The sequence below is a fragment of the Haloarcula sediminis genome (genome assembly GCF_035656455.1).
In the GTDB taxonomy this organism is placed as follows: Archaea; Halobacteriota; Halobacteria; order Halobacteriales; family Haloarculaceae; genus Haloarcula; species Haloarcula sediminis.
Window position 1 is genome coordinate 54433 of record NZ_JAYMGA010000011.1, and the last position, 19951, is coordinate 74383.

Consider the following 19951-nt stretch of genomic DNA (forward strand, 5'->3'; position numbering starts at 1 on the left):
GTTCGGAGCCGACAGTCGGACTGGATGACGCCATCAATCGTCACCTTCCACGTCTTCCGAGGAATCGACCGAGGATGCTGATTCCGGGGGCGATTCGACCGTACCCGACGGCGAATCGCCTGATGACTCTGCAGGCCGACTCGCTCCCCGATGTTCGCTGTCGTCAGTGTCACGGGACACGCCGTCGACCAAGAGGTCGTCGGCCAGATCAGGCTCGGCTTCGATCTCTTCGTGGACGGGATTCGTCGGTGCGTCGACCCACATCTGGTAGTTCTCCAGGATGGCCTCTACGACGGTCTCCTCTTCACAGGCGGTGAAGAGCCTGGCCTGCTCCGGGTCGTTGAGATTCACACTCGACTCTCGCCGGACGAACCGACCGTCCGACAGTCCGTGCCCGTGGTGGAGGTGGATGCTGTCTTCGCTCTGCCGCCGGGCCTCGTACTGCTGCTGGTATTCCCGGAAGTTCCGGATGTTGTCCAGCGCGACGCCGTCGATGAACACACACAGGCCGATATCCCAGGGGCCACCGAACCTAACGCGGTAGGTGTCGAGGTCGCTCGCACGGTTCTCGAGACCGAACGCTTCCGTCAGCCGACCGACGACGTCGATGTGGTCGTCTGGGAGCTGATCGACCGCGAGACTACTGAAACAGACGTGGAGCTTGTGACCATCGTATCGGTACTGGCCGTCGCTGATCGTCCGTTGCCTCAGGCAGTTGTACCGACTGGACTGGATATTTGCGATAAAGTCCCCGATCTGGTCACTGAGACCCTGCTGCTGGGAATCCGAGACGAGAAGTCCGGCACCCGCCAGATCACGCTGGCCGACGATATCCAGGAGCTGTTCGGGCTTCGTCGAGCGGACGTAGTGGTACTGGTCGTCGGACTGAACCGGCTGTGACTGATTCGGTCCAGCCAGCTCACTCCGAACCTTGCCGTATGCGGCGTCGATCTGCGTTCGAAGGCCGTCGTCACCGACGAAGCCGTCGATACACTCCTCGATTGCGTCAAGCTGTTCGATCTGCTGATTCAGGGTACCAAGCTGTTCGGCTATCTTCTGGGTGTCCTGCTCAAGGTCGGTCGGCTCTGGAATGTTCGCCTCGAAGATGGACTCGGCGAGATTCGTCACGGACTGACCCTGGTTGAGGCGGCTTTCGAGTTCCGTACGCTGCTCCGGGGACAGTGACGGTTCGAGTACGTCCTCGAGGGCTTCGATGCAGTCCCGCCGGACATCGGTGAGGTGGTTCTCGATCAGCTCGACTCCGCGCTGTTTGTTGTAGGTAACCTCGTAGCTGAACGATGCCCGCGACGTCCCGAAGACCTCGAAGATTCCGTCCATCTCGAGGGTCCCACGGCAGTCATCCAACCGGTCGCGAGCCGCTATCGCCTCCTGCTCCGCAGGGGTGTCCCAGGGCTTGCGTTGGTCGAGCCAACTCAGATCTGGATCGGTGTCGAGGCTCGCTTGCCGGGCATCTTTGAGCGTCTGGAGAGACCGCTCGACCGCATCCCGAGGCGGGAGTGTAACCTCGGGGTCGTCGAATCGCAACTGGTCCCGAAGCGCCTCGATCCGATCAAGTGCGGACTGGACACCACTTTCACTGACCTTGCTGAGTTCGGACTCGTCCGTTGCGTTAATGACCGCCTTGCCGAACGAATCCAGTTCGGACTCCAGCTGCTGGAACGGCTCACGGATCGACTGTTCCGCAGCTGCTTGCAGTACTTCGCGCTCTTCGCTCGTGTCAGCCCGCCAGGTCTCTAGCTTCCGCTCAATTGTCGACTTCCGCTTCGACCTAGCCTTCTGCAGTTCAGTCTGCACTGTCTCGAGTTTCTCTTCGGCGGTCTCCCGATCATCAGTCAGGGTATCGAGTCGGTTTTCCAGACGATTGTGTTTCAGGAGCACTTCTCGCATTTTCCCGTGCCCGGCGTTGAGGAGTGCCGCAAGTGATTCACGGGCGTCGTCATCATCGACAGCGGAAAGGTCGGTGAGGGTCTCACACCGGACCGAAAAGAATTCGGCGGCTCGCTGTAAGGCGGAAGCGACCGTCCTGTCGAAGTCATCGACGAACGTCAGTGTGTCCTGCGTGAGGTCCTGGGAGAGCGTGGCCAGGTGGTCGAGCTGATCGTCGAGCGAATCCTCGTGCTCCCGAGCGTCCTGCAGATGGTCCGTGAACTTCGACGTCGAGGTGTATCCGAACTCTTCGAATATCTGCCGGCTCGCGAAGGATTCGAACTCACCGACCCAGCTCTCGAGATCGGATCGCTGGTCGTCGGTTAGCCCGAGGTTCTGTGCAGTGAACTGCTGGTGGATGAGCTCACGCACCTGGCGATGCATCTCGATCTGATCGTCGAGGAGTCCCTGTAGCTTGGTGACTGCAGACTCCAGGTCTTCCTGCATCCGAGCGATCTCTCCGATATTGTAGCGGAGCACCTGCGGAATCGCAATCGAGAAGGGCGCGAAGTCGGGGCTGTCGTCGAATATCCGCTCCTCTCTACTGTTGTAATAGGAGGTGAACACGAACGGGAACGCCTCGTCGAACTCCTCTAGCGCCTCGGTGTTGGTGTCGTTCCCCCGCTTGCCCTCGTATCCAGTAGCATCGATCGGTGAAAGTACGATATCGCGGAAGAGCGACGAATCGTCGGCCAGCTGCACGTTCTCAAGTTCACTTAGCATCGCGAACGCGTTCGCTCCCACGCGCGTCTCTTCGAGCGGCGTCGGGAGAACACCGAAAAGCGTGACGTCGGTCAACTGAGTAGCGTCGGTGACTTCCTGTGCAACATCGAGCGCTAACGATGCCCCCGTACCACCGCCGATCCCAGTCAGAATCGCTGCTTGATCGTTGTTCGGCATGTCGACCAGGTCACGGACCTCCCGCTCTTCGGCGACCGCCTTGTAGTACAGCGCCTTCGCGAGCGCGCGACGCCGGAAGACACCGCGGTTGAAATCGAGGTCGTTGTTGATGTCGACACGGCGGATGAACCAGTCGGCACACTGCATCGAGTGAAACTCGGCCACCGTTTCGACCGCATCCGGGCCTGCGAGGTCGTGGTTCGCCTGGAGCAGCACGCTGTCGGTCAGAATGAACGACTGAATCTCGAGCGTTCCCAGTGGGTCATCTTCCGACTTCTCCAACTCTTCGCGCACACGTTTGCGTACGGACTTGATCTCCGAGACGACGGAGCCGATGGACTCTCGCTCGTTCTGAGCGGTGTCCAAGAGGGTCACAATGACCCGTTGGGGTTGTCCTTCCCGGGGCTTCAGAATATTTCGGACCACTTCGTCGTGGGTGAAAATCCGCCGTGCGAGCTGGATCCCTGCGTGCCCGAGACCGAACACCCGGCGCGGGAAGTTCTCCGGGTCCTCGATGAAGTGGCTTAGGTTGTCTGACGATTCGTCGGCGACTCCGGTGGCAAATTCTTGGGTCATGATGTGGATTCAGTGACGAGTATTTTCTTGCCGGGACAGTTCCGGGACACTCATTCTCTGGCCAGTCCCGTCTCGGCCGAGCGATGACGTCGACAGTCCCGTTCGAGTGCCAATCGGTTCCTATCCTGAGCCCATATTACTCAGTCTGACTTATTCTGGGTTTTGGTTGAGTATAAATGTTTTCCCGAGTGCACTGGAATCGGATTTCCAGATCCCATAGGAGGGCGTTTTCCGACGAAAATCTCCAAATAGAGCTAACTGGTGCCGAAAGGGGTTCTGAGACTTAGAAACTAAACGACGCTCAGTAACAGTCGTTCGAAACTAGTCACTGGATGTAGGACGTTGCCTCTTCCTCGTCCTCAGAAAGGCGATCAGCATAAACAGACGACCTCTCCGGTAGGGAGTCAGACGCTATATGTGTCTGCTCAGTGTCTTCGCCGGATGCCTGTACTGGCTCATCAGGTTCCGGCAGTTCTTCGACGATGCTACCGAGTTCATGTATCATCTGGTCCTGCGCGGCTCGTTCACCATCGTGGAGGTCCTCTCTATCACAGCTCCGCTCAGACATCACGTAGGCGGCCCGCTGGAGCAGTAAGGCGCCACATTGAAGCGCGGACGAGGGACGTATCTGACAGTCGGTGAGCGTCTCGCCTCCGGAACTCAGTTCTACTGTCATAACGGGGACGCCATCAGAATCCCCTGACGCGATGTCACGTAGTTTCGGTATAATCGGATCGTTGTACAGCCCGTACATCTCTTCGCTCCTGACTTTGGAGAGAGGGGCCCGTAGACCGGCAAACTCTCTCTGGATCTCTGCTAGTAGCTCGAGAGCCTCGCCACCGAACTCCGAATGCACGTCCTCTGCGAACTGTTCAGAGCCTTGTAGACTGAGAGCGACGACAGAGAATAGGGCTGGTTCATTTTCACACCACTGACGCAGTTCATTGTGCACCGTCCCGTGCCGCCCTGCCACGAACTCACGCTCTCGCTCTTGAAGGTACGACCTTACTGCATATCGTTGAGAGAGAAGGGTGCTCAGTCCATGCTGTAGATGGTCCGGAAGACCACTGTCGTTCGAATCGCTACGATTGTCCTCAGGCGGTCTATCACTATCCATGAGTCTACACTTATCTTTATTGAGTCAGCCTTAGTAATAGTTGGGGTGGCCTTCAGCTGATAAAGTCGAAACATACCGCCGCTACCAACCTTGTCTGCTCTTCGAATATTGTCTGGTTTAGATAGGGCGTTCCCATTTTTATCAAATGTTCCGACTTACTTGTAGCGGGTAGAGTTAGCGCCATTCGTTCGCACGCGGCTCCCTCCCTCAGACCAATCGGCCTTCGGCAAGTATGGCTAAATCGAGACACTCCCTCAGCGCTTGGCACCAATTCTGAGCAATAATGAGTTCCTTCGAACTCAGCCTATTCTCAATGGACGATAGTAGAATACAGGTCAGAGACTCCCTAAAGTTTCGTTAGAGCGGCGTACAGAACAGTCTTGACGTTTAGTTTATCTTGACTCATCGAAACGACTATTAAGTCACCGTGAGCCAGCCTAAGTATGGATGGCGACATTCAGGACGCGATCCTGATCGTAAAGAGTTCTGATGTACGGGAGGAGGTCCTCCGAGCACTGTATAATCGCAATGAACGCATCCGGCCATCGAAACTACTCGAGAGCATAGAGCCCAGAATGAACACTTCCAGCGGGAACTTCTATATGAACCTCGACAAGCTGCTCGAGGAGGGGATGATCGAGAAGATCGAGGGCAACAGCCGGGCGACTCTCTACACGCTCACCGACAAGGGGACGATGGTTGCCGAGGAGTTACAGGAGGAGTGGGAGTCAAATCCGACGACCGACGAGGCCGAGGCAGAACAGCAGTCACTGGGGCAAGCAGAATCTGGGGCTACCGAGGTGTCCGAAGAGGACGTTGATCCGGAACTACTGAACGAAGTCCGCGACTTTCTCGCTGTCATTCCCTACACACCGGACGAAGTCATCCAGGCTGCTGAATCGATCAAACAGCGCAAAAGATAGCCGCTCCGACCGTACAGTCGCGACCCACCACCGCTTGATGTAGATACCGCGTGGAGACCGTGGTAAACGTGTGAATCGTGCAGTCACCGACGCTTCTGACACCGTTACACGACCTACTATCCCAGTCTGCACCGGTCGCAGCAGATGTGGACTTTGTTTTGAGTCATAATGAGCCAACATAACTATTATATTATCATGGGCCGATTTCTTCAGTACAGATGGCTACCGGAGACGAGCGCGGCGTGGAGACACCGATTGACGACCACACCGGGTCGGAGCCCCAAATGTCGTCAGACGATTTGGCTTCGTCCCAGAGAGATGTATTCGACGGAGACACAACTTGCCCGCAGACTAACGGCCAGGTCGTCGTCACAGGGTTAGGTGAGGGGGGCTCCCGGACAGCGTTGGTTACTCTGGATACGTTGTACCGCTGTGGGCTGCTCGACCTCCAGGAACGGGACGTAGGTGACCGCACACTAACGACAAGTGATGGGCGCCCTGTCCGAATCGGGATTCTCGATACAGATCAGTTCGTGAGCGAGGAGTTGACTGCTGCTGTCAGTTCCCGGCAGTTCGCGGACCATCTCCTCGAGAACACTGTTGCTCCATTTGAGGGCAGTGGCGGCAATCCCGACCGCGTCCAGCGATGGTTCGATAGCAACGACTGGCTGGACCAGTGGCTCGTCAAACAACATTCGACCGACGCCACTGGCCGGATTGGCGGGACTCTGGTTCATCTGGCACTCCTCGGCGGAACGGGCAACGGATCCGTTCGACAACTCTGCGCGGACATTCAACAGGGACGGTATCTAGATGCGGCTGACGACGGGCGCGGCCCAGTGATCGCTGTCGCAGTCGCACCGGCGTTCCGTAACGGTGACCGGCCGCGACACCGATTGCCCGACGAGCCAGGGGCACCGCGGACGGCATTCGTCGAGAACGTCATCCCAGGTCTGGACCACCTCGCGACGCACGTCGATAGCGGCACTCTGAATTCGGCTGTGTTAGTCTCCAATGGCCTCTTGAATCTCCAGTCTCACGCTCTCGCGGAGCCGCTCAGTTACGAAGAGCTCAAACGGATCATCAGTCCCATCAGACGTGCCTTGGACTGGGGCGAGTTCCGACAGTATTTTCAAAAGAATCGGCCAATGCGTGAAGCGACAAAACTGCGCCGAGCAAACGATTCCTTGCGCAAGTCACTCCTCCCGCTGTATCTCGGCCTCCTGCGTCCGCCGGAGATATCAGTCCGAGCCGGGTGGTCACGAGCCGATGCCATGGACTTCAAGGGCCTGTTCGATTACGGTATCTTCGCGCCAGGGCGGTGCTTCCTCTCCGAGCGAGACGATATCGTGACGCTGTACGAATCTGCGAAATCCAGTGATGTCGATTTCGACACCGCGCTCAACGGCGCAGCTGGGTACTCAGCTTGGACTAGTGGTGCTGCGTTCAGCACACTGTCGGTCCAGCGTGTGACCGTGTTCACGTTCAACAAACGTGGGGATCTCGCACAGGCATCCGAACACGGTGTCCGACGGACCGTCGCCGGCGAGTTCGATATCGCCCCACACGACGTCACGGTGGCTACCATCGAGGGGTTCACCGACGAGTCCTTCCCCGGTGGGGAAGCCCCGGAGATCGCTGTCTGGACTTATCCGTCCGTCGCGGACCCGGTGGCGCCGTACGCACAGCACCTCTCCCCGGACGAAAGAGAGTACCTCGCGAACGAACACGACCTGACCGTGAGGTAAGATGTCTCTCCAACAGTGGCTCTCCGACTCGCTATACGACGGAGTCCCGGTGACTGTCCTCCTTGTAAGCACGATTCTGACGTTCCTCACGATACTCACTGCTGCATGGGTGGGAATACCCGCTACCCCACAAATCGTCCGTCCGCCACTCCGCGTATTCACGGCTCTCGTATCGGTGCTGGCACTCCTGTCCATGTGCCTGTCTGCGGTCGCAATCGTTCGCATCGACCGTCTTCGGGCAGACCTCAGCGAGCACGGCAGTAGGACGGACGGGGCCACCTCCGATCACGCCGATCCACGTAGACCCACAGACCAGCCCTGCACACCCCATTCAGACTTACCCGAGAACGCAGGGACCGAGAAGCAGTTTGCAGCGTCGAATCCGGATGAGCGGGCCACAGCGTGGCCACAGACAGGTGACCAAGAATCGCTCTGGTGACCCAGGTTTTCAGCGTGGTCAATCGTAAACGAAGTGGTCGAGTCCCAGAGACGACCGCTCGAACATCACTTCTCGGGCAGACTGGCCAAGAGCGCACTACTCCTTCTTCGACTTGATCACTCGTCACCAAGTTCGGTTCGCGCGGTGTCCACATCACGGATACGGGAGCCGACCGGGCAGGCATCCAGAATCCCCGAGAGCGTCTGCAGTGCGATGGGACGGTAGTTCAGTAACTCACAACTGACGTTGATTCGCTTGGCGTCGTATGCGACAAACGGGAACTCGTCGGGGTTGTTGTTGTGCTCGTGCCCATGTATGACCCATCCCTTCCAGTCGTCTGGCACGTCCTGTGGCCGGTGGGTACAGTAGAACTCCCGGCCCTCATGTTCAAGCGTACAGGCTCGGAGCACCGGAAACGGCGCCGCGTCGGCGTCCAAACCAGTGTCGTGATTCCCACGTAGCAGGAGGTCGGCACCTAACCGTTCGAAGTACTCAATCGTCTCTTGCCCGTCTCGCATGTCCATCGCCACATCGCCGAGATGGACGACCGTATCTGACTCACCGACGGTCTCGTAGTGACGGTTCAGCAGTGTTTGGTTCATATCTCCGACAGAGCTGAACGGTCGGTCGGTGTATCCGATGATCCGAGAATGGCCGAAGTGGTGGTCCGAGATAACGTAACGACTCATTTCGTGGCCTCCAATACAGTCTGGCCGACTGCGTTCGAGTTGTCGCCGGCACAACACCTGTATCTGTCTATAGTTCGGATTAATTTAACACATATGAAGCCCCAGCATACGATCGACCGGTGTCGGTTTCAGGGGACTATCCAACCGCCAGTGAGTGTTTCGAGACCGACCGGAAGCCCAGCGTGTCGTAGAACAACGGGTGGCCCGAACGACGAACGGTCTACCGGGGGCACCACACAAATACACCGATTCAACCGCAGGTGAAACGGGATACGTTGTCCCGACGCAGGTACCAGCCCGTATGGAGGAGCTGATCTCCTCGTGCCACGCGTGTGGGTCCACCTCTGGGAACATCCGGTGTCGACCGGGACAGGGTGGGGCCAAGTACTGCGACGACTGCAGCGCAGCGTTCAGTCAGAGGTGTCGTGAAATGTCCGTCGCCCTGCCCGAGGACCTCCACGACCGGCTTGAGGCGATGTCTGATGGCGGAACACCCGACATGTTCGTTACGGAGGAAACTGCCATCGAGGCTGCCCTCAACGGGGTGGCCGGCGTCACCGACGAGGTCATCCGGGCTCTCAGAGACGCGGGGTTCGAGAACGAAGCGGATCTCCGGGCGGCGAGCCCGGCGGCCTACCGGGACATAGACGGCATCAACGCGGCCCTGGCCGACGCCATCGTCAGTCATCTGAACGACCGGGACGCCGGCGACGATTCCGACTCCAGCAATACGTCAGCGTGAGCACTGTCCACGCGACACCGACGACGCCGTTGTCGCAGGTGCACTTATTACTCCCACCTCAACACACATCGAGGCGACATCCTCAGTCGGTCGGGCCGTCGGCTGGTGTATGTCACCGAACGATATCGCGGACGAGCAGCAGACCGACAGCGATCCGGGGACCGTCGGCGTCGTCGGTGCCGGCATCGTTGGACTGGCGGCGGCGTACTACCTAGCCGAACGAGGCGTGACGGTGACCGTCTACGAGCAGGGGTCCATTGGCTACGGAAGCGGGCCGCTGGCAGTCGGTGACATCCACGCACGGTACGACCGGGAAGCTGACATCCGGATGATGCTCGCGAGCGGGTCCGTGTGGAAGCACTCCGACGAAGTGTTCGGGACGGATGTCGGATACACACAGACCGGTTCTCTCGTTGGGCTCCGGAACGATGACCAGGTAGAGGTCGTTTGCGACACGGTCCTGACGCAGCATTCACTCGGGCTCGAGACCACAGTCGAGGACCACACCGCCGTCGCCGACCACTGCCCAGGGTTCGACCCCGAACCGTTCACCGTGGAGACCTACAGCCCCACTGGCGGCTACGTCGACCCCCAGCGTGCGATGCTGGCCTTCGAGCGAGCGGCGGAGGACGCCGGCGTGGACCTACGAACCGAGACGGAAGTCGTCGACCTCCGACAGACCGCGGACGGTGCTGTCACGGGCGTCGTCACCGAGAGCGGCGTCACCGCGACCGACGCCGTCGTCAACGCGGCCGGCGCGTGGGCACCGTACCTCTCGGAGAGCGCCGGTGTCGACCTCCCGATCGAACCGAGAGCCCGACGGGCCGCTGTCGTCGAACCGGTACACCTGCCCCGAGAGGACATCCCGTTGGTCGTCGACTTCGACTCCGGGGTATACTTCCGGCGGACCGACGGGGAACGGATGCTCGTCGGCGGTCGGTTCGACCTCCCCGGGTCGGACGGGGACGGTACCGACGCTCGCATCACCCTCGACCCTGCTACCGACACGGCTGCGCCCATCGAGTGGCAATGGGAGGCTATCGAGCGGGCGGCCGACTGCGCGTCGTACTTCGGTCCTGGGACCCGTGTGGTGGAGTCACGCGAGGGACGGGCCGCGGTCACGCCAGACGGAAACCCGATCATCGAACGGTCGCGACCCGGACTGTTCACGGCCGCCGGGTTCTCCGGGTACGGATTCATGCTTGCCCCCGCGGCCGGACAGCTAGTGACCGACCTCGTAGTCGAGGGCGAGACGGATATCCTCGACCCCGCGGCGTACAGTCGGACGCGATTCGCGGACGACTCCGACCGGACCAGGACGGCAGCGCTGTTCTGAGAGCAGTACCGCCGGCCCATGCCGAGGAGTCGGTGCTGGTCGGAACACGCTTTGTGGACAGTCGTCTCCATACCCGTTCAGTCGGTCGGGACCGGCGAGAGTGTCGCCTCGACGGTGGCTAGAATCGGGTTTTGTCCTCGCCCCGGCCCCCGGGTTCCGACGACACAATTCGGCGTCGTCGCGGATCGCCAGCGTGACCGCTTCAGTCGTCGGACCGGGGCGGCAGCTTCGGGAGGACCGAGATCAGATCGAGGAGCTCGAGCCGCCTCGGCGGTGACAGGTCGTCGCCCTCGACGAGGGCGCGGATGTTGGCTACCTGCTGTGTGAACAGCGAGGGGTCGTCCTCGAGGTGGGCGACGACGACCTCTCGCGCGAGCGTCGGCGGCAGGGGGAGGGCTGTCTCCGGGCGGTCGCAGTCGGCCGGCGCGAGGCCGGCGACGATCCGCTCGACCAGCTCTTGACGAACGGGGTCGGGCAGTGCGAGCCCGTCGGTCGCAAGACGGTCGACGAACCCCGCCTCGCGCTCGCCGGACAGCGGCTCCGCGACTCTGGTGAGGAGGTCGACGATGGTGTCTTCCGCCGTTGTCGAGACGGTATCCGCCGTAGCCACCGCCACAGCGAGTGGTCCAGCGGACGGAGCGACGTACATCTCGGTCGTGTGGGCCAGCGCCGAGAGAATCCCGTCGACGGTCGTGGACCCGCCATCACTCGCGTTCCACAGGTGGTGGAGTTCCAGCACGATGGCCTCGGCATGGTCCTCGTCGAGCCAGTACAGCTCGTCAAGCGCGGTCTCCAGCGTGGAGACTCCCTCTGACTGGGTCTCCCTCCGTGTCCCAGCCACGAGGAGTTCGCAGAGCCCGGCGACGACGCGGCCGATATCGGCCGTGCCGAAGCCCCCGGGGTTCCTGTTGTTCCGTGCACGGGTCCGGATGATCTCCATCGCGAGCTCTATCTGGTCGATCTCGAAGACATCGGGGCGCTCGATGATAGCGATCGCGGGTTCCGTCTCGAACTCGTTCGTGGTCCGTGCCCGCAGCCCCCGTCCGTCCCACTCGCTCACGAGGGAGTACAACAGCTCCGCAACACGCTCCGTGACCTCGTCCTCGACAGGACCGTCGAGCAGGGCCGTCATCGAATCGAGGAGCAACTGTCGCCGGTCGCCCTCGGGCGCCTGTCCGTCGAGCGATTCCGAGAGTGCGGCGAGGACGTCGTCCGTCACGTCGCCGCCGAGATGGGTGGGATGGGCAGTCAGCCACGCCATCGCCCGGAGGCGGGCCCACCCGGTCTCGTCGCTCACCGCGTCCGCGAACAGCGTCGCGAGTCGGTCCTCGACACCTGGACCCGTTCCGTCGGGGACGGCGGCGAGGATGCCGACGATACACCGACGCCCGACCCGGGACCGGGTCCCGTAGAGGTCACAGAGCGTCTGTACGCTCGCCTCGAACCGGTCGGCGTCGAGGCGGCGCGCACACTCGGCGTAGACGGTCCCGAACGGGTCGACGATGCGCTGTGGATCCGCTATCGAGCCCGTGTCGTGGAGGCCACGGCCGGGGCCTGTGGCCCGTTCGACGAGCGGGAGCAGCACCGAGAGGACGTCGTCCCAGAGGTCCGTCCCGAACCGGTCGGGGCGCGCTGCGACGAACTCCATCCCTCTGATACCGACGCGCGGTGACTCCACGGTGATCGCCGTCGCGACGATTCCGTCGACCTGTTCGGGGGGTAACGAGACGCCCACATTGAGGAGTTCGTCGAGACAGTCCAGGAGCCACGGCAGATCAGATCGACTGGTCACATCAAGGAGCGCCTCGACCCTGCTGGGGTCGGCCGCGACGAAACCGGCCACGGCCTTCGGGGACGGTTGGAATCCGTTCGCGACCCACGAGCGGAGTGCCGACTCGGTCCTGGTTCGGAAGGCCGCGAGGGTCGGCGAATCAGACGTGGCCCGCTCCTCGAACCGCGTCGGAGGTGGCGGGTGTTCGAACCTCAGGGTGTCCACCTCCGTGCGTGCCGCGTGCCACAAGATCGCATCCGCGATGTCGGTCAGCGGCTCACCACCTCGTGGGCCCTCACGGACGAGGGTCCTAGCGCGGTCCCACAGCTCCGTGGACCCGTACCTGGCCGCCCAGACGAGGAGGGGGCGTGCCCACTCCGGCGTCGACCCGTCCGGCGAGGTGAGGGCGTCTTCGAGGACGGCGAGCATCGACTCGCGGACACCGGACGGCCGGGCCGTCTTGGCGATTTCGGTGAGTGCCTCGGTGGCCTGCTCCTGGACCCGACGATGGATTCCCTCGCCCCGGGCGAGCTCGACCAACGTCTCGAGCGACGACTCGTCGACGGTCGTCGCGCTCGCGTGGGCGAGGAGGTCCGCGAGCCGCCAGAGCCCTCGGCGCTGGACCGCGTCCGGCCGCCAGACCGACTGGTCACCGGGTCCGTCCGCGAGGACCTCCTCGGGGTCGTGAACGAACCGACGGGCGTGATCGCGGAGTGTCCGGCGCTGCTCCGGCGAGAGCGTCGCGGCGACACCACTCAGCGAGTCGATGATCCGGTTGCGGACCCGCCAGTCGGGGACGTCGACGGCCGTCACGAGCAGGTCCGCGAGTGCCGCTCGGCCGGCCTCGTCGAAGTCGTCCAGCTGCTCCGCGAGGGCGTCGGCGACGGCGGTCCGGACCTGCCACCGCCCGTCGGTGAGAGCCCCTCGGAGGATCGTTTCGGCGGCGGTCCCGTACTCTGACTCGGCGTGCACGGTCAGGACGCTCAGCACCCGAACGGCGCACTCGCGCGACTCGGGAACGGTGGCGTGCAGTTCCGTCTCCAGTGCCGGTAACCTGGGTTGGTCGTCGTCCGCACTCGTCTCTGCCATCCCCGCCACCGCGGTCCGGTGGAGCCGCGCTGCGTGTTCCGCGAGCGCTCTGGTGTCGGACTGCCGTGCGGACTGGAGAGTATCCAGCGCCCGCACCCGCAGTGGAGGCGGAGCGTCACAGTGACAGAGCGCGGCCAGTCCACGGAGGGTGTGGAGACGCTCAGGGAGCGGTCGCTGCGGCGCTTCGACGGCATCGCACGCGATAGACCCCAGGCGGACCAGATCGATGTCGGGACCCGTGACGTCCCCGACCTGCTCCCGGTCCCCGGCGACGAGGTGCCACACGGCGTGGTGCGGGTCGGCTCTCGGCTCGACCGTGCGTACCTCCCCCGAACCGACGGCCGAGACAGATGTAGACAGCGTGACGGCACACTCAAGCTGGTGCGCCGTGACCGACCCGTCGCCGAAGCGCGTCAGGTCGGCCGGGGCCGGCGACACCGTACCGGCCGTTGAGGAGGCGGGACGCTCGGCCGCCCAAAGTGTCGCAGCCGCGAGGCCCGCGACGGCCTCACCCGCGTCCCCACGGTCGCCCCGGAAGACAGCACGTCTGGTGGCGTGCGAGAGCGTGGAGACGGCCTCCGGCCGGGCACAGAGGACCACTTCGAGCGCCCGAACGGCGTCGGACTGGACGGTAGCCGAGAGCCGGTCCATGCCGAACATCGACCGGACTAGATCGGTCGACTCCCGGCGTTTGGTGTGCCAGGCCCGCTCGAGAACCCCGAGCAGGCCGGAGTCGACCACCGAATCCGGATCGTCCACACAGAGGTCGGTCGCTCGTTCGACGAGGTCCCTGATTTCGGTGTCCCGGGCGAGCCCTTCCTCCGCAGAGAGGCGCGTCTCAAGCCGTCGGGCGAGTTCGCGCGGTCCAATCTCTCCGTCCGTCAGGTCAGTCATGGACCTTGCCCCGCGTGCTGCCGTCCCTTTCTAGCGGCACTGGTGACCCCGTCTCCTGTAGGCTAGCCAGTAACTGCCGTCTCATCGTCACGTCGTCAGTCATTTGTCGTCAACTTGAATAAAACCACACAGTCGGGCCGGAAAACCCCGCTCCCAGGGGTAGTCGAAACAAGATTGAAGTCCCCAGCTCCAAGCAGCCGGGTCGATGGGAACGGCCCCGTCGGCAGTTTATATACCCCGTTTCAACACCAGTTGAGAGGAGAGAGACAGGGGCGGAAGTCGTCTGTCAGCCCGAATGTTCGCCCCAGGAACACGGTTAAGTCATCAGGTTCGGAGGAGATACCTATGAAAGACGAGAGTGGGCACCGTCGGGCGTGGCTGACCATCGCCCAGCGGTTGAGTACCCAGAAACAGAAGCCGCTCGTCAACGCGATTCTGCAACACGACTTCCCGGTCACGACCAAGCAGGAACTCGTCGGCGTCGTCGAACGCGACCACATCGGGCACGACTACCCACCGGCGACGCGGGATCTCGACACGTACGGGAACCACGCCGCCAACGAATCGTTCCAGAAGATCGAGCGGCTCGGTCTCGTCGGTCACCTCCCACACGAGGGTCGGCGACCGAACGTCCTGAAGGTGAACCCGGAGCTCCGCCACGACCTCGTTGAGGCCGACCTACCGCTGATACAGCAGGGTCGCGAGGAGCGTGCGCTGTTCGACCCGCCGGCACCGGAGGAGTGGGATCCCTCTATCTACCGCGACGAAGAGAAGACACTGGCGGCGATCGCCGAGGCAGCCACGGCTGCGGCGGCCGAAATGAAGTCGTACGTCGGCCAAGCCGACGAGCAGGGTCGACTCGCCCGACTCGGGGAGACCGACGAGGACGCCGCTTACGGCGACGGCATCCCCCGTTTCGGCCTCGAAGTGCTGCTGTACGGACGCATCGCGACGTTCCTCGCGGATGCAGAATCCCCCCGCGTGGAGTTTGAGGAGTTCGAGGTGACCGACGACGGCCTTTCGATCGTCGGAGCGCTGACCGCCGACGAGCTCCGCTTCGAGTCGCCGGATCAGCTGGACGACGGAGACGGGCTCGACATCAAGGTCCCGACGGCCGAGCGTATCCGATCAGCGGTCCGGGAGACCCTCGTCACGCTCATGGCGGACGCCTTCTACAGACCCGACGAGACTGACAGCATCGAAAACATCGTCCGATGGTACGAGCCGGGTGCCGTCGAGGTGCAGGCAGAGGACCGGGGGTTCGACTCCGACTCGCTCGAAGTCCTCGTCGAGGGCGAAGAGATCGACCCCAGCGAGGACCCGCTGTCGGACGCGGAGTGGAACTGGTTCCGGGTGACACGAGCCGATATCTCGGTCACGCCCGACGAAGACGCGAATCAAGTGCAGTTCGAACTAGCACTGAGTAGTCTGTAACCCTCGATAGAATCATGTACGTCATCAAACCAGAGACGCGGTACGCGTGGAAGCACCAACTGACCGACGGGTACGGGTTCGATCCCGAGATGGCCCAGTCGATCGTCGACTACGTGGCTGGCGACCCGGCCGTCGCCGACAGCGTTCCGAAGACCGGCGGCGAACTCGACGACGCTATTTTCGCGGTCGAGGGGGCACTCGACGAGTTCCCACTCGGCGAACTGGGCGGGGCTGAGCGACACGAAGACGTTCGATCGGCGCTGATGGACACCATCGAACGGAGCCTCGGTCTGGACACGACCGGTGCGGTCTCCGCCAGCGACTCGAGCGGTAGTACCGATATGACCGTCGCGAAGGAGGACATGAGCCCACCCGAGTATCTCGAACGGGATGTCGAGGAGTGGACCGCACTCATCGAGGACGACGAGGAGGCCTGGGAGTTCGACGACCTGCTGGAACTGGTCGAGTGGGTCGAGTACCGCCTGGATGAGGAGCAATGAGCCGGCGAGTCCACTCTCTCGGGTAAGAATACGATGAGCGACAAAATATACACGTTCTACGACGGGTTCCAGAACCGCAACAGTGCGCGCGGCCAAGAGCGGGCGACGGTCAACCTCGCGACGAACACGCTCCGGATGAAGGTCCCGGCCGACGACGAGGTGGCGATGACAAAGGCGGCAGCCCACGTCCTCCCCGAGGAGTCCCTCCACGGTGACTGGGACGTCGGCGTCATCCACACGCTCGGGCAGCTGACCCTAACGGCCGACAGAGCGGTGGAACGAGGTATCGACGCGGCCGGCGAAGACGGAGCGCTGCCAGCCGAGCACGAGGCCGTGATGCGTGACTGCGAGCGCACTATCGCCGCCCTCTTGGAACCGATGACGCCGTTCGTCGAGGCCGTCGATAAGTTCCAGATTCTGAGCGTCCTCAGCGCCGACACCGCGATCGAGGCGGCGTTCCGCGATTCCGTCGCCGAACAGGTCGGTGAGGAGGCCGCAGAACGCTTCTCCGAGGAGTTCCGGCGGACCATCCAGGAAGAGGTGGATGTGGCCAGCGGTGCGACCCGACCGAGTGCGGACGTGGACTCGTATGTCAATCCCGTCTACTTCCATGCGCTCAGCCGCATCGCACAGCGTGACTGGTCAGACGACACGGACAAGGAGGGGGGCGCTTCCGGCAGTCGCGACTCCGAAGGCCGAGCAGTCGCCGAAGCGGTCGCCCGAGCGACGCTCGATGTCCCGGTCCCAATCGCACCACTGGGCACGACGCAGTATCCGAGCTTCGAGTCGCTGTCGGTGCCTGAGGTCGACAGTGACCCGCTGGACGTCGAAGCGTTGATCGATGGCACGACCTACGACATGACGCGGGCGCAGTACCGCGACCACATCGTCCCCTGTCTCGAAGATATCGAGGCCAAGGAGTTCGAGTTCGACTACGGCGAGGCCTCCCGTAACTGGGTCGCCCGGGTCTTCGTGAACGTGCTGGATGCGCTGGCGGAACTCGACGCCGATGACTCGATCGCCGTCGGCGAGATGGACCGCCAGGCGCTCCAGAACGAACTCGTCAGGCGAGCGCACGGTGTCGACCCGACCAGTGTCACGACGATGCGGGACTGTTCGACGGTGATGTTCGACGTGCCCAGACAGACGACGCCGGTCAGCTACGACGAAGACATCATGACCCAGGAGGGGCCGCCCCTCCCGAAGATACTGATGGCGTCTTTCGAACAGCACGGCTCTTTCGCCGGCGTGGTTTACGACCTCACCGAGACGGAGACGAAACACGAGCTCAACTGGTACGTCGAGACGGAGTCGTTCTCGCTCTCGGAGTACCGGCACGTCCCCGACCATGTCGAGTCCTTCCCCGCTCTGTGGCGGCACGTCCACTTCTGGCATGGGATGCGGCAGTTCGCTCGGGCCGGCTACTGGGACCTCGTTCGAGAGCGGCTGGCGGACCGATACGAGACGCTCGCCGCCCTCGACGACGAGCTCGAGGCGCTCCCTATCGAGGACGTGGCCGACGCGTCCGTCGACGACGACGGCGGCTACACCGAGGTGACGGCCGACAACGAGCGGCGGAGCCACCGGTCCCCGGGGCCGTCGACGGGCGGGGAACTGACCATGGATCGGAAGATTCGGGACCGACTGGACGCGACCCGACGACCCGCGCTGCGCGAACTCGCGGACAAACACGGTCTCGGGCCCGATCAGCTGCCGGTCGACGACGTCCAGTGTCCGCTCTGTGCCATCTATACGTCTCGCTGTGGCGGTGACGGCGACTGCGCGCGACGCGAAGATATCGAGCGACTCCTCGCGCATCTCCCGGCGCTCGTCGGGGCGCCGTCGGACTCGGAGTGAGTCCCGATCCCGACTGCCGTCTAGCGAACACCGGCCCACTCCGAGCCGGCATCGTCGCACGCGAGGTTGTGCCGGAGTCGGATACGCGAACTGCATGTGACGGTATCGGTACGCCCTGGCAGACGATTGGCGAACTCCATGGCACGCGAGGCGTCGTCGACTGGGGCGGGTCGAGTCACGCCTCCTCGCGTGCCTTTCATCCCCCGTATTAATCCCACCTCCAATCACACTTGGCAGGGTTCGACGCCTCGGGGCAGGTATGGGAGTGAAAGTCCCCCCAGAAACGCCTTCGCGTGGTACCGAGATCAACCGACTGTTCTGCGACGAATGTGGCAGCCTCCAGTATCCCGAGCGGCCGGGTCTCTGGACCTGCCGAGCGTGTGACGCCACGACCGCCACGACCCCGGACAGCGACGGTGCTTTCGTCGTCACCGAGGACCAACGGGAGCGAGAGATTTCAGTCGTTGGGTCCGAGATGGAGTTCGACCCACGGCCGACCACGGAGGAACACTGCCCAGAGTGCGGTCACAACGAGGCGTACTGGCAGCTCGAACAGCTCCGTGCCGCCGACGAGTCGGGCACGCGGTTCTTCACCTGCACGAGCTGTGACCACAAGTGGCGTGCGGATGACTGAGTCCGACCCGTTATGCCCGACGACACTACTGAGACCGTGGAACAGGTAACGACTCTGGGCGGTATCGCCATCCCGAGTGGCACTGCCGCCGGGCCAGACCCGATCTACGACCCGAGCCTCTCCCTGCTCTCGGTGCCGACGACCACGGCAGACGTGCTGGGTGATCGGCTGGGTGTCCTTCAATTCCCGGCGGTGGCCGCCGGACGACTGTCCGAAACGCCGATCGCAGACACGCTGCGCCGGCTCGACGCCTGCGCCGAAGCCGCCCTCCACTCGTTCGCGACCGGCACGAGCGACGCCCCAGCCACCGCGCGACGACTCGTCGCCGCCAGACAGCGGACTCGGACGCTCCTGACGCCGTTCCAGCCGGCGCTTCGAACTGCCGTCGAGTGGTGGGTACAACCGGTCCTGAAGGACACCGCGTTCGTGGATAGCTACGCGACGGAGTACGCGGCCGAGAACCGGTCTCTGGAGGCCGAAGCGGTCAGGGCTGCCTGTGATGACCTGCGGCAGGCTGTCGATGGCAAGCACCCGAGCGGGGGTCTGGCGGGCGTACTCGACGGGACGGCACAGACCCACTCGCGAACGGTCGCCGCTGTCGTTGCCCGACTCGCACTGGCACCCGACCTCCCACGGGAGGACTTGCTACAGGCGGACCATGGTGCCTTCGAGGTAGACATCGTCGACCGGGCCCGCGCGTTCGCCGACGCCGCCGACCGAGTCGATACGGACTCGACAAGCGACGGGACCGAAGCTCTGACACGGCGCATCGCCGAGGCGACCGACCAGCGCGCCGTAGGGGTCACCGACGAACTGGTCGGGTCGCCGCCGCTACTGGCGGCGCCCAGAACCGCCACCGAAACGGAGCGCTCGCTCCCGACTGCGGACCGACTCACCGGCTATCCGACTGGCACGGCATGGTTGCTCACGAAGGCGTTCACCGAGGGGAGCGTCGGAACCGCCGTCTATCCGGTCGGCGAGAGCCAGTTGAACTCCCTCACGAACCCGTGGGTCACCGACGACTCGACGGCTCCGTACCGGCGACGGTTCGCTCGCGGGCTGGCCACCGACAACGTGCTGGCGTCGCTGTTCGCCTATCGGGAGGAGTCGTCGTCCGAACCGGGCGCACCGTCGTGTCCGCTCTGTCGAATCGCTATCGGCGACTGTGACGCCGACAGTTGTCTACAATCGACACTCCTGAACGGGGTGCGGAGCGACTACGAGCAACTCCAGGCGGCCGTACGAGCCCACGACGATGGGGACGCAACCCGATAGATGTGTACGCGAGTAGACCGTGGTAGTCGACCGTTTGGTGGCCTACCCACGTCGGCGACAGGTGAGCGACCACGCTACCG

The 19951-nt window shown here is 63.0% G+C and carries 13 protein-coding genes; 9 read left to right on the plus strand and 4 right to left on the minus strand.

Going from position 1 to position 19951, the window contains the following annotated elements; genetic code table 11:
- Nucleotides 1–33: 33 nt before the first annotated feature.
- Both VJ162_RS16580 and VJ162_RS16585 read right to left on the minus strand, forming a co-directional pair.
- Nucleotides 34–3423, minus strand: a complete 3390-nt coding sequence (locus VJ162_RS16580; RefSeq protein ID WP_324665837.1) for a coiled-coil domain-containing protein — start codon at nucleotides 3421–3423, stop codon at nucleotides 34–36.
- Nucleotides 3424–3748: 325 nt separating this feature from the next.
- The gene (locus VJ162_RS16585; protein ID WP_324665838.1) at nucleotides 3749–4279 is read right to left on the minus strand and encodes a hypothetical protein; all 531 of its coding nucleotides are present in this window, start codon (nucleotides 4277–4279) and stop codon (nucleotides 3749–3751) included.
- 704 nt (nucleotides 4280–4983) lie between these two features.
- Here VJ162_RS16585 and VJ162_RS16590 point away from each other — a divergent pair.
- Both VJ162_RS16590 and VJ162_RS16595 read left to right on the plus strand, forming a co-directional pair.
- Nucleotides 4984–5463 (plus strand): archaellum operon transcriptional activator EarA family protein, encoded by a 480-nt coding sequence (locus tag VJ162_RS16590; protein WP_324665840.1) that lies wholly within the window; start codon nucleotides 4984–4986, stop codon nucleotides 5461–5463.
- A gap of 218 nt (nucleotides 5464–5681) precedes the next feature.
- Nucleotides 5682–7211 (plus strand): hypothetical protein, encoded by a 1530-nt coding sequence (locus VJ162_RS16595; RefSeq protein WP_324665841.1) that lies wholly within the window; start codon nucleotides 5682–5684, stop codon nucleotides 7209–7211.
- Nucleotides 7212–7766: 555 nt separating this feature from the next.
- Here the strand turns inward: VJ162_RS16595 and VJ162_RS16600 are convergent.
- Nucleotides 7767–8252, minus strand: coding sequence for a metallophosphoesterase family protein (locus VJ162_RS16600; RefSeq protein WP_324665842.1), 486 nt, complete (start codon nucleotides 8250–8252; stop codon nucleotides 7767–7769).
- 517 nt (nucleotides 8253–8769) lie between these two features.
- Here VJ162_RS16600 and VJ162_RS16605 point away from each other — a divergent pair.
- Both VJ162_RS16605 and VJ162_RS16610 read left to right on the plus strand, forming a co-directional pair.
- Nucleotides 8770–9081 carry a helix-hairpin-helix domain-containing protein gene (locus VJ162_RS16605; protein WP_324665843.1) on the plus strand — a complete coding sequence of 104 codons (312 nt, stop codon included), beginning with the start codon at nucleotides 8770–8772 and terminating at the stop codon, nucleotides 9079–9081.
- Nucleotides 9082–9190: 109 nt separating this feature from the next.
- Nucleotides 9191–10417: an NAD(P)/FAD-dependent oxidoreductase gene (locus VJ162_RS16610; protein WP_324665844.1), complete on the plus strand. Its 1227-nt coding sequence runs from the start codon at nucleotides 9191–9193 to the stop codon at nucleotides 10415–10417.
- A gap of 202 nt (nucleotides 10418–10619) precedes the next feature.
- Here VJ162_RS16610 and VJ162_RS16615 read toward each other — a convergent pair whose 3' ends face one another.
- Nucleotides 10620–14171, minus strand: a complete 3552-nt coding sequence (locus VJ162_RS16615) for a hypothetical protein (RefSeq protein WP_324665845.1) — start codon at nucleotides 14169–14171, stop codon at nucleotides 10620–10622.
- A 345-nt stretch (nucleotides 14172–14516) separates the two neighbouring features.
- On the opposite strand from VJ162_RS16615, the gene VJ162_RS16620 reads away from it, so the two are divergent.
- The 5 genes from VJ162_RS16620 to VJ162_RS16640 all read left to right on the plus strand — a co-directional run bounded on the left by VJ162_RS16620 (nucleotide 14517) and on the right by VJ162_RS16640 (nucleotide 19871).
- The gene (locus VJ162_RS16620) at nucleotides 14517–15605 is read left to right on the plus strand and encodes a hypothetical protein (RefSeq protein ID WP_324665846.1); all 1089 of its coding nucleotides are present in this window, start codon (nucleotides 14517–14519) and stop codon (nucleotides 15603–15605) included.
- 14 nt (nucleotides 15606–15619) lie between these two features.
- Entirely contained in the window at nucleotides 15620–16105 is a 486-nt protein-coding gene (locus VJ162_RS16625; RefSeq protein ID WP_324665847.1) for a hypothetical protein, read from the plus strand.
- Between the two features lie 33 nt (nucleotides 16106–16138).
- Nucleotides 16139–17962 (plus strand): hypothetical protein, encoded by a 1824-nt coding sequence (locus VJ162_RS16630; protein WP_324665848.1) that lies wholly within the window; start codon nucleotides 16139–16141, stop codon nucleotides 17960–17962.
- Nucleotides 17963–18221: 259 nt separating this feature from the next.
- Nucleotides 18222–18596 (plus strand): transcription factor S, encoded by a 375-nt coding sequence (locus VJ162_RS16635; RefSeq protein WP_324665849.1) that lies wholly within the window; start codon nucleotides 18222–18224, stop codon nucleotides 18594–18596.
- Nucleotides 18597–18608: 12 nt separating this feature from the next.
- Nucleotides 18609–19871, plus strand: coding sequence for a hypothetical protein (locus tag VJ162_RS16640; RefSeq protein ID WP_324665851.1), 1263 nt, complete (start codon nucleotides 18609–18611; stop codon nucleotides 19869–19871).
- Nucleotides 19872–19951 lie beyond the last annotated feature (80 nt).

What these genes read in the sequence shown, in the direction of transcription:
- VJ162_RS16625 (WP_324665847.1), top strand. Translation starts at nt 15,620, where the DNA reads ATGTACGTCATCAAACCAGAGACGCGGTACGCGTGGAAGCACCAACTG.
- VJ162_RS16620 (WP_324665846.1), top strand. Translation starts at nt 14,517, where the DNA reads ATGAAAGACGAGAGTGGGCACCGTCGGGCGTGGCTGACCATCGCCCAG.
- VJ162_RS16600 (WP_324665842.1), bottom strand. Translation starts at nt 8,252, where the DNA reads ATGAACCAAACACTGCTGAACCGTCACTACGAGACCGTCGGTGAGTCA.
- VJ162_RS16595 (WP_324665841.1), top strand. Translation starts at nt 5,682, where the DNA reads ATGGCTACCGGAGACGAGCGCGGCGTGGAGACACCGATTGACGACCAC.
- VJ162_RS16580 (WP_324665837.1), bottom strand. Translation starts at nt 3,423, where the DNA reads ATGACCCAAGAATTTGCCACCGGAGTCGCCGACGAATCGTCAGACAAC.
- VJ162_RS16590 (WP_324665840.1), top strand. Translation starts at nt 4,984, where the DNA reads ATGGATGGCGACATTCAGGACGCGATCCTGATCGTAAAGAGTTCTGAT.
- VJ162_RS16605 (WP_324665843.1), top strand. Translation starts at nt 8,770, where the DNA reads ATGTCCGTCGCCCTGCCCGAGGACCTCCACGACCGGCTTGAGGCGATG.
- VJ162_RS16630 (WP_324665848.1), top strand. Translation starts at nt 16,139, where the DNA reads ATGAGCGACAAAATATACACGTTCTACGACGGGTTCCAGAACCGCAAC.
- VJ162_RS16640 (WP_324665851.1), top strand. Translation starts at nt 18,609, where the DNA reads ATGCCCGACGACACTACTGAGACCGTGGAACAGGTAACGACTCTGGGC.
- VJ162_RS16635 (WP_324665849.1), top strand. Translation starts at nt 18,222, where the DNA reads ATGGGAGTGAAAGTCCCCCCAGAAACGCCTTCGCGTGGTACCGAGATC.
- VJ162_RS16615 (WP_324665845.1), bottom strand. Translation starts at nt 14,171, where the DNA reads ATGACTGACCTGACGGACGGAGAGATTGGACCGCGCGAACTCGCCCGA.
- VJ162_RS16610 (WP_324665844.1), top strand. Translation starts at nt 9,191, where the DNA reads ATGTCACCGAACGATATCGCGGACGAGCAGCAGACCGACAGCGATCCG.